Below are 8,630 nucleotides of genomic sequence, written 5' to 3'. Positions count from 1 at the left end.
TCACCAAAGTTGTCACCAACAGATTCACTGGAGTCAAAAAGATACTCAGGAGCCGTGTGAGGCGAAAGTTTCATGCACGGTTCTGGAGCGGAGGTGCTCCCCGTAATAGGGGACATCGACCGTAATAGAAGCACCTTTAACAGGGAATCGGGAATCGGGAATCGGGAATCGGGAATCGGGAATCGGGAATGGGAAATGGGGAATTGGGAATTGGGAGCGTTCATCCCATATCTTTACCTTATCCGCTAAGACCGAGAAGGCATTGCACGAGTTGAGAGAACGCTATTTGACTTACCTGGAATCTCACCCAGAAACAGAACTAGCCAATATTTGTTTTACAGCAAATGTGGGGCGTAAAGATTTTAACCATCGGTTGGCAGTTGTTGTAGAATCGCGATCGCAACTGCAGGAACAATTAGCGAACGTTACACCTGAAATACTAGGCCAGACGAAGACTTCAGAAAAAACAGCAGGGGTCGCATTTTTATTTACCGGGCAAGGCTCCCAATATCTCAACATGGGACGTCAACTCTACGATACCCAACCCACTTTCCGTGACACACTCGAACAGTGCGATCGCATTCTGCGTTCCTATCTGGAAATCCCTTTACTAGAAGTACTGTATCCCCAAGGGGAAGCAAGAGGAAAGAACAAAGAGAAACAAATCCCAAACTCCGTTAGCGCAGCTTGGTGCGTTAGCAGCAAACCCCACACCCCACACCCCACACCCCACACCCTAGAGCAGACTGCCTATACCCAACCCGCCTTATTTGCCCTAGAGTATGCCCTCTTCCAGTTATGGAAATCTTGGGGGATAGAACCCGATGTGGTTATTGGTCATAGTGTCGGGGAATATGTCGCGGCTTGTGTAGCTGGAGTTTTCAGTTTAGAAGACGGTTTGAAATTAATCGCCCACCGTGGCAGACTAATGCAAGCACTCCCTCAAACTGGGACAATGGTTTCCCTGTTGGCTCCTCCAGAGCGGGTTAAAGAAGCCATTCAACCCTACGAAAACGACGTTTCAATTGCAGCAATTAACGGACCAGAAAGTGTAGTAATTTCCGGTAAACAAGAAGCGATTGACAGTATTTGTGAAACCCTAGAATCTGAAGGGATTAAAACCAAAAAATTAACCGTTTCCCATGGGTTTCACTCACCGTTGATGGAGCCAATCTTAGCAGAATTTGAGACTATTGCTCGACAAGTTAGTTTTTATGTACCACATCTTAAACTAATTAGCAACCTCACCGGACAGGTGGCAACCAATGAGATAGCTACTCCCGACTATTGGGTTCGTCATATCCGACAACCCGTTCAATTTGCTGCCACCATGAACAGTTTGGAACGGCAGGGTGTAGAGATATTCCTAGAAATTGGTCCGAAACCGATTTTATTAGGAATGGGGCGTCAGTGTTTGTTAGTAGACGATCCCCCTAAATCCCCCTTAACAAGGGGGACTTCAGACTCCACTCTTATCCCCTTAGAAAGGGGGACTTCAAACTCCACTCTTATCCCCCCCTTGTTAAGGGGGGCTAGGGGGGATCAAGACCCTGTAGCAAACATCGATAAAATTGCTATAAGTCCTACAGATAAAAAAACAGGTATTCCCTTAGAAAGAGGGACTTCAGACTCCACTCTTATCCCCCCCTTGTTAAGGGACTCCACTCTTATCCCCCCCTTGTTAAGGGGGGCTAGGGGGGATCAAGAACCTGTAGCAAACATCGATAAAATTGCTATAAGTCCTATAGAAAAACAGAGTTTATGGTTACCAAGTTTACGCCCACCGCAATCAGATTGGCAACAACTCTTAACCAGTTTGGTGAAACTCTATCTACAAGGCATTCCAGTCAACTGGTTGGGGTTCGATCGAGATTACCCGCGTCGCCGAGAACACTTACCAACTTATCCCTTTCAGCGACAACGCTATTGGATTGAACCAAAGAAAGTAGCTAACTATACTCCCCCCTCTGACACCCATCCATTACTCGGTCAACAATTGTCTTTAGCTGGAACCGAGGAGATTCGTTTCCAATCCCAAATCAGTCAACATTGGCACAATTTGACCTATTTAAGTGATCATCGCATTTTCGATCGCGCAATTCTGCCCTTAACTGCCTATTTAGAAATAGCTTTAGCCGCCGGGGAAACCAGTTTCCGAGGCAATATCATCACATTAGAAGACGTATTTATCGAGCAGCCTCTGGTTCTATCAACTGGAGAAGAAGAACTCGACACAATACAATTGGTTTTAACTCCCCAAGGAACTGATGTCTATTATTTCCAGCTTTTTAGTCTGATACCAGCTCGGGAAAAGCCTCAAAAAACGACTTGGATACGTCATGCTTTCGGTGAAGTTGTACTGTGTAAAAAGGGGGGAAACAACCAGGCAGAACATCAACCAACTCAGTTTGACTTAGCAGCTTGGCAAGAGCAATGTACCGAAGCCATATCCGCCGAAGCCTTCTACGAAAAAAGGCGATATCAACACATTGATTTCGGTCCTAGCTTTCAAGGAGTAGAACAACTCTGGAAAAGTGATGGAGCAGTTCTCGGTCGAATTCGGATACCAGAAATTGTCTGGCAGGAAATAGACAACTATACATTACACCCAGCGGTACTGGATGCTGGTCTCCATATTCTGGGGTCGATCTTACCAGAGGGAACCTACTTGCCAGTGATTTTAGAGCACCTGCGGGTCTACGGTCGTCCAACCCGCTACTTGTGGAGTTATGCCACTCTCCAACAGGCAACAACTAATGAAAGCGAAACCCTAAACGCTCAAGTCAACCTGTTCGATGATCAGGGAAATTTGGTAGCATTGGTTTCCGGTTTATCCTTGCGACGTGCCAATCAAACCAGTATTGATAGTAAATCGGATTTAGAGAATCACTTATACGAAGTGGTTTGGGAACCGACTGAAGGGATTTCCCAACCCCAAAGCAGTGAACCCGGTTATTGGTTAATCTTTGCTGATGGCAATGGAATTGGTGAAACCCTCGCTCAAAATCTTTTCCACCAGGGACATTCCTGTACCCTGATTGTGCCTGGTTCCAGCTATCAGCAATTAACATCGGAACAAGACTTTATTACTGGATATTATCAAATTAACCCAGCTGATCCACAACAGTTCCAACAACTATTTGAAGATAACCCGGTGCCTTGGCAGGGAGTCGTTCACCTGTGGAGTCTCGAAGCGATCGCAGAAGACTCTAAGACAACCATAGAGCGATCGCAACTTCTAGGTTCCGGTAGTGCCTTGCATCTAGTTCAAGCCCTGTCAAATGCTAAGATATCACCCCGTTTGTGGCTAGTTACCCAAGGTTCAAGACCCATAGATTCAGCCCCATTACAAGTCCAACAGGCTCCCTTATGGGGTTTAGGTCAAGCCATTTCCCTGGAATATCCCGAACTCCGGTGTATGCGTTTGGACTTAGATCCATCAGCAGCGGAAACGGCATCATCTGTGGAAGTGCTGCTAGACGAACTGTTGTTTTCTCAAGAGAGTGAAGACCAAATTGGCTATCGACAAGGGGTTCGTTATGTCCCTCGACTCAAGGTCAAAGTCCCCCTTGTTAAGGGAGATAATGGGGGATCTCCTACTCCAGTGCGGGTGAAAATAGACAGCTACGGCATTTTAGAAAATCTGGAGTTAGCACCCCTAACCCGCCGCCCACCGGAACCCGATGAAGTGGAAATTCAAGTTCGTGCCGCCGGGTTAAACTTCCGAGACGTACTGAATGCCCTGGGAATGCTCAGGGAGTATTATGAAAATCAATTAGGGATTACTAATCCAAGTGATGTTCCCTTTGGTTTTGAATGTGCCGGGGAAATTGTTGCGGTTGGGGAAAATGTTTCCCACTTCCAGATAGGCGATCGCGTAATGGCTTTAGCTACTGGAAGTTTAGCAAGTTTTGTCACTATCCCCGCCAATCAGGTTGCCCTCAAACCCCCAGGTTTCAGTTTTGAGGAAGCCGCAACCATTCCCGCCGCCTTTTTAACCGCTTACTATGCCCTTCATGAATTAGCCAATATCCAAGCAGGTGAACGCATTTTAATTCATTCCGCTGCCGGGGGAGTAGGTCAAGCCGCTGTACAACTAGCGGGGCGCGCAGGAGCAGAAATCTTTGGTACCGCGAGTCAGGGAAAATGGGATTTTCTCAAGGCAATGGGGGTTAATTATGTGATGAACTCCCGCACATTGGATTTTGCTGAGGAAATTAAGCAACTTACCGATGGGCAAGGGGTCAACATGGTTCTTAACAGTTTTAATAAAGAGTTTATCGATAAAAGTTTTGAGGTACTTGCCGAGAATGGTCGATTTATCGAATTAGGAAAAATCGATATCTGGGATAATCAGAAAGTACAGCAACTTCGACCCGATGCCTCTTACTTTCCCTTTGAATTAGGAGAAGAATACCAACAAAATCCAGACTTACTCCCCTCGCTGTTTGCTAACCTCATATCAGGTTTTGCGGACGGTAGCCTCAAACCGTTACCGGTTAAAGTATTCCCCATTGACAATGTGATTGATGCCTTCCGGTTTATGGCAGGAGCGAAACATATTGGCAAAGTTGTCCTAACTATGCCAGAGTCGGGATGCTCAACCTCAACCTTAGTCCAAGGAGAGGGTAGCTACCTGATTACCGGGGGTTTGGGCGGTTTAGGAATTAAAGCGGCTCAATGGCTGATTGAACAGGGAGCAAAACACATCGTTTTAGCCAGTCGCCGAGGAGTATCTTCACCAGAGGTACAGGAAGAAGTACGGCAGTTAGAGCAAGAGGGAACCGAGGTTTTGGTTGTCCAAGCCGATGTTTCCCAGCCAGAAGATGTAACTCACTTATTAACAGCCTGTCCCCAACCCCTACGAGGTATTATTCATGCTGCTGGAGTGCTGGATGATGGTGTTCTTCAACAGCAATCTTGGGAACGGTTTGAGAAGGTAATGGCTCCTAAAGTTACAGGTTCTTGGAATCTACACCATTTGACCAAAAATTTACCCCTAGACTTCTTTGTTTGTTTCTCTTCCGTTGGGCCTTTAGTTGGCTCAATGAGCCAAGGTACTTATATGGCTGCTAATACATTCAAAGATGCTCTAGCTCATTATCGACGTAGCTTAGGATTGCCAGGACTGTCGATTAACTGGGGAATGTGGGATAAAGTTGGCATGGCAGCCAAAATGAGGGAGCGCTATCGGCAACGCTTGATTGAGGAGGAAGGTGTGGGTGTCATTTCGGCTGAGGGAGGTATGCAAGTACTCAGTCAGTTAATTGGGCAAAATAATGCCCAAGTGGCGGTGTTACCAATGACTGATTGGTCGAAGTGGATTGGTGCCTTTCAACAACCGCCTCCCTTCTATGAGTATTTGATGCCAGATGTACCAGTTAAGCAGGAATCAAACCAATCATTAAAGTTAGATTGGGAGCGAATACCCGAATCAGCGCGTCGAGATGCGCTTACCTCCCATGTTCGAGAACTGGTAGCGAAAACCCTAGGGTTCAAGGAACTAGAAAAAATTGAGTTAGCGCAACGGTTATTTGATTTGGGGTTAGACTCGTTGATGGCAATCGAATTAAGGAGTTATCTGCAAAGGAGTCTGGGATGTAACCTACGCTCAACCCTGCTGTTTGATTATCCAACCCTAGAGGCGCTGGTTGATTATCTAGCAGTCGAGGTTCTAAATTTAGACAATCGAACCCCAGCTTCACCTAACAGTAAGAGTGACTACTGCTCTACCCTCGTTACGATGCAACCCCACGGTTCCAAACCGCCCTTTTTCTGTCTTCCGGGAATTTTAGGCAATGTGTTTGAACTGGAACCGTTAGCTCGTTATCTGGGCACTGAGCAACCATTTTATGGATTGCGATCGCTCGGTTTGGATGAAGACATTGAACCCTATACCAAGATGGCTGATATTGCCGCTTACCATATTAAAGCAATCCAAGAGATACAACCAAATGGCCCCTATTTTCTCGCTGGTCACTCCTTTGGTGGTAAAGTGGCTTTTGAAATAGCCAATCAGTTACACCATCAGGGACAGGACGTGGCTCTGTTGGTAATTATGGATATTCAAGTAGCTGTTGTAGAACATGAAAAAGATGCCATTCATTGGCATGACAGCAAATATACAAGGGGGCTGGCAAGTATGTTTGAACGCTCTTTCGAGCGAACCTTAGACTTACCATCAACTTTGGATGATTTGAGTTGGGATGAGCAAATAGACCTTCTCCTTTTAGCTTTGAAAAAGGTAGAGAAGGTGTTTAGTGACACTGAACTGAAGCGACTGTTCCGAGTTTATAAAGCTAATATGCAAGCCATGACTCAATACCTACCCCAAGAGGTCTATCCCAACCAAATTACCCTCATCCGGGCTAGTGAAGTTCACCCAGGAGATGATTTTCTCCCAGATGAAACGATGAGTCAAAAAGACCCAACTTGGGGCTGGAGTCAGCTGTCAGGTCAACCATTAAAATTTCAGATGGTTCCAGGAAATCATTTCAATATGATGATGGAACCTCAGGTTCGCAGTTTGGCTAAAGAACTCAGTATTTGTTTGAACTTAAAAATGATTCACTAAGAAAGCTAATGAGTATAAAAAAACTAATAGAATGTGATGATTTTGTGATAATTTACGGCAAAAAATTTCATTACGTTTGGCTATACAACAATAGTTGTGTTTGGAAAAGTAATCCCTTAAGTAAGGGGTTTCAATTACACATTAAAGAAGGCAGTGTTATCCCAAAAATTCCGAAACCACTATCTATTAAAATTGACGAAGCAAATGACGAAGAACAACTAATTATTGAGTGGAATGAAGAGGCTGATCAGAAAAGCATTTTCTCCATTTCCTGGTTACTGAGTAATGCTTACGATCCAGAACCAGAATTACTTCATGATCAAAAAGTCCTATGGGATAAAGTTTGGTTGGATGAACATCCCCAGATATCGTATGACTTCCGTGCTGAAAGGGATTTGTGGATGAACCAACTTTCTCAGCTAGGATTTACCCTGCTAAGGAATATAGATTTCCAAAATTTGGAAACCTTTGCCCAATCTATTGGACCTTTGACCTTATATGCCAACTATGATCCAATTATGACCATAAAGTATATCCCAACATCTGTTAGTGCAACAGACTCAAATAATTTTTTGCGCTTACACACGGATTGGAGTTTTATGGAAAGCTCCCTTTTGGTCACGATACAATATTGCCTGGAAAATAGTGTTGTTGGGGGCGAATCTATTCTAGTTGATGGCTTTAGAGTCTGTAATGACTTTTGCCAAGATTATCCTGAGTATGGTAAAATATTGAGTGAGTTTCCAGTAGAGTTTTGGCATTTTACAGAGCCAGAATTTGAATATTTGTTTTCACAAAAAAAGACCATTATCAAACAAAATCATAAGGGAGAAGTTACTGAAATTTGCTTCTCAGATAAAGATTGTAAAATTCTCGTTAATTTCAATCAAACAGAGCAATTTTACAAAGCTTATGCTACTTTGAGCAAATATATCCATAACCCTAAATATTATTACCAGTACAAAATGCAACCAGGAGATTGCTTTTTAATGCAGAACTGGCGTATTATCCACGGACGGCAATCTTTTCAACCCAATTCTGGTTATCGAGAACTTAAAACACTTTATATAGATTGGCAATACTTTATGGCATCCAAGCGATTTAAGCAACACAAAAATCTATATACTCCAGAACATTGGGTTTGAAACTTTAGCATTGGGAATTTATAACTCTCGAGAAACAATGGAACAGGGAACAGGGAAAAATGAAAAAGCAGAATACAGTTGACAGTTGAGTGGGTCTATAGTTCGCAAAATAATCGCGAATTAAGCGATCGCTATAACCAATGGGCCAAAGACTACGAACGAGATTTAAGCGAAACCTTTGGTCGCCCTAACCGCGAACCCATAGTCGATCTAACCCTTAAGTACGTCTCCAAAAATGCCCAAATATTAGATGCTGGAGCAGGCACAGGTACATTGGGTAAATCCTTGCACGAGGAAGGCTATCACAACCTAGTGGGAATCGACATTTCCGAAGGGATGCTGGCCGAGGCAAAGAATAAGAATGTCTACACGGAGTTACACCCAATGGTATTGGGCGAAGCTTTGGACTTTCCCACTGCTACGTTTGATGCCGTTACTGCTTGTGGCGTATTTACCTATGGACATGCTCCAAGCAGTTCTTTTGATGAGTTGATTCGTATTACTAAACCAAAGGGATACATTATCTTTACTCTACGCCCTGACTTCTACGAAAACAGTTATTTTAAACACAAAATGGCAAACTTAGAAGTACAAGTAAAGTGGAAATTAACAGAGCTTGGAGACAAGTATAAAGCCGAAGATAAAGGGCAATTTACTCTGTATTTGCAAACTTGGGTGTATCAAGTAAGCTCAGCGCCCGCCTAATACCGTGGCACAGCTAAAATGATTAAATGTAGGTTGTGTTGGGTAGAGCGATCGCGAGACCCAACCTTGTATCTACCGTTATAGCGTTTCTAGGACTCATGAGGTACACATTATTTTTCACCTCTTCCCTCTTCCCTCTTCCCTCTTCCCTCTTACTTCTTACCTCTTCCCTGCTCCCTGCTCCCTGCTCCCTGCTCCCTAAAAAC

At 44.2% G+C, this 8,630-nt stretch carries 3 protein-coding genes and 1 pseudogene; 3 read left to right on the top strand and 1 reads right to left on the bottom strand.

Going from position 1 to position 8,630, the window contains the following annotated elements:
* The coding region (locus F6J99_RS36520; RefSeq protein ID WP_293120567.1) for a hypothetical protein at nt 1–224 on the bottom strand (224 nt) is incomplete at its 3' end.
* Here F6J99_RS36520 and F6J99_RS36515 point away from each other — a divergent pair.
* The 3 genes and pseudogenes from F6J99_RS36515 to F6J99_RS36505 form a co-directional block, all read left to right on the top strand.
* Nucleotides 215–6,574 (top strand): annotated as a pseudogene (locus F6J99_RS36515) (SDR family NAD(P)-dependent oxidoreductase); the annotation flags it as partial. The gene F6J99_RS36520 and the pseudogene F6J99_RS36515 overlap by 10 nt on opposite strands.
* 8 nt (nt 6,575–6,582) lie before the next feature.
* Nucleotides 6,583–7,719: a TauD/TfdA family dioxygenase gene (locus F6J99_RS36510; protein WP_293120565.1), complete on the top strand. Its 1,137-nt coding sequence runs from the start codon at nt 6,583–6,585 to the stop codon at nt 7,717–7,719.
* 78 nt (nt 7,720–7,797) lie between these two features.
* A complete protein-coding gene (locus F6J99_RS36505) occupies nt 7,798–8,424 on the top strand; it encodes a class I SAM-dependent methyltransferase (RefSeq protein ID WP_293120563.1) in 627 nt (208 codons plus the stop codon).
* Nucleotides 8,425–8,630: the final 206 nt, after the last annotated feature.

The organism is Moorena sp. SIO4G3 (assembly GCF_010692305.1).
Classification (GTDB): domain Bacteria; phylum Cyanobacteriota; class Cyanobacteriia; order Cyanobacteriales; family Coleofasciculaceae; genus Moorena; species Moorena producens_A.
Note: the sequence above shows the minus strand (reverse complement) of the source record. Positions and strands in the feature narration are given on the sequence as shown.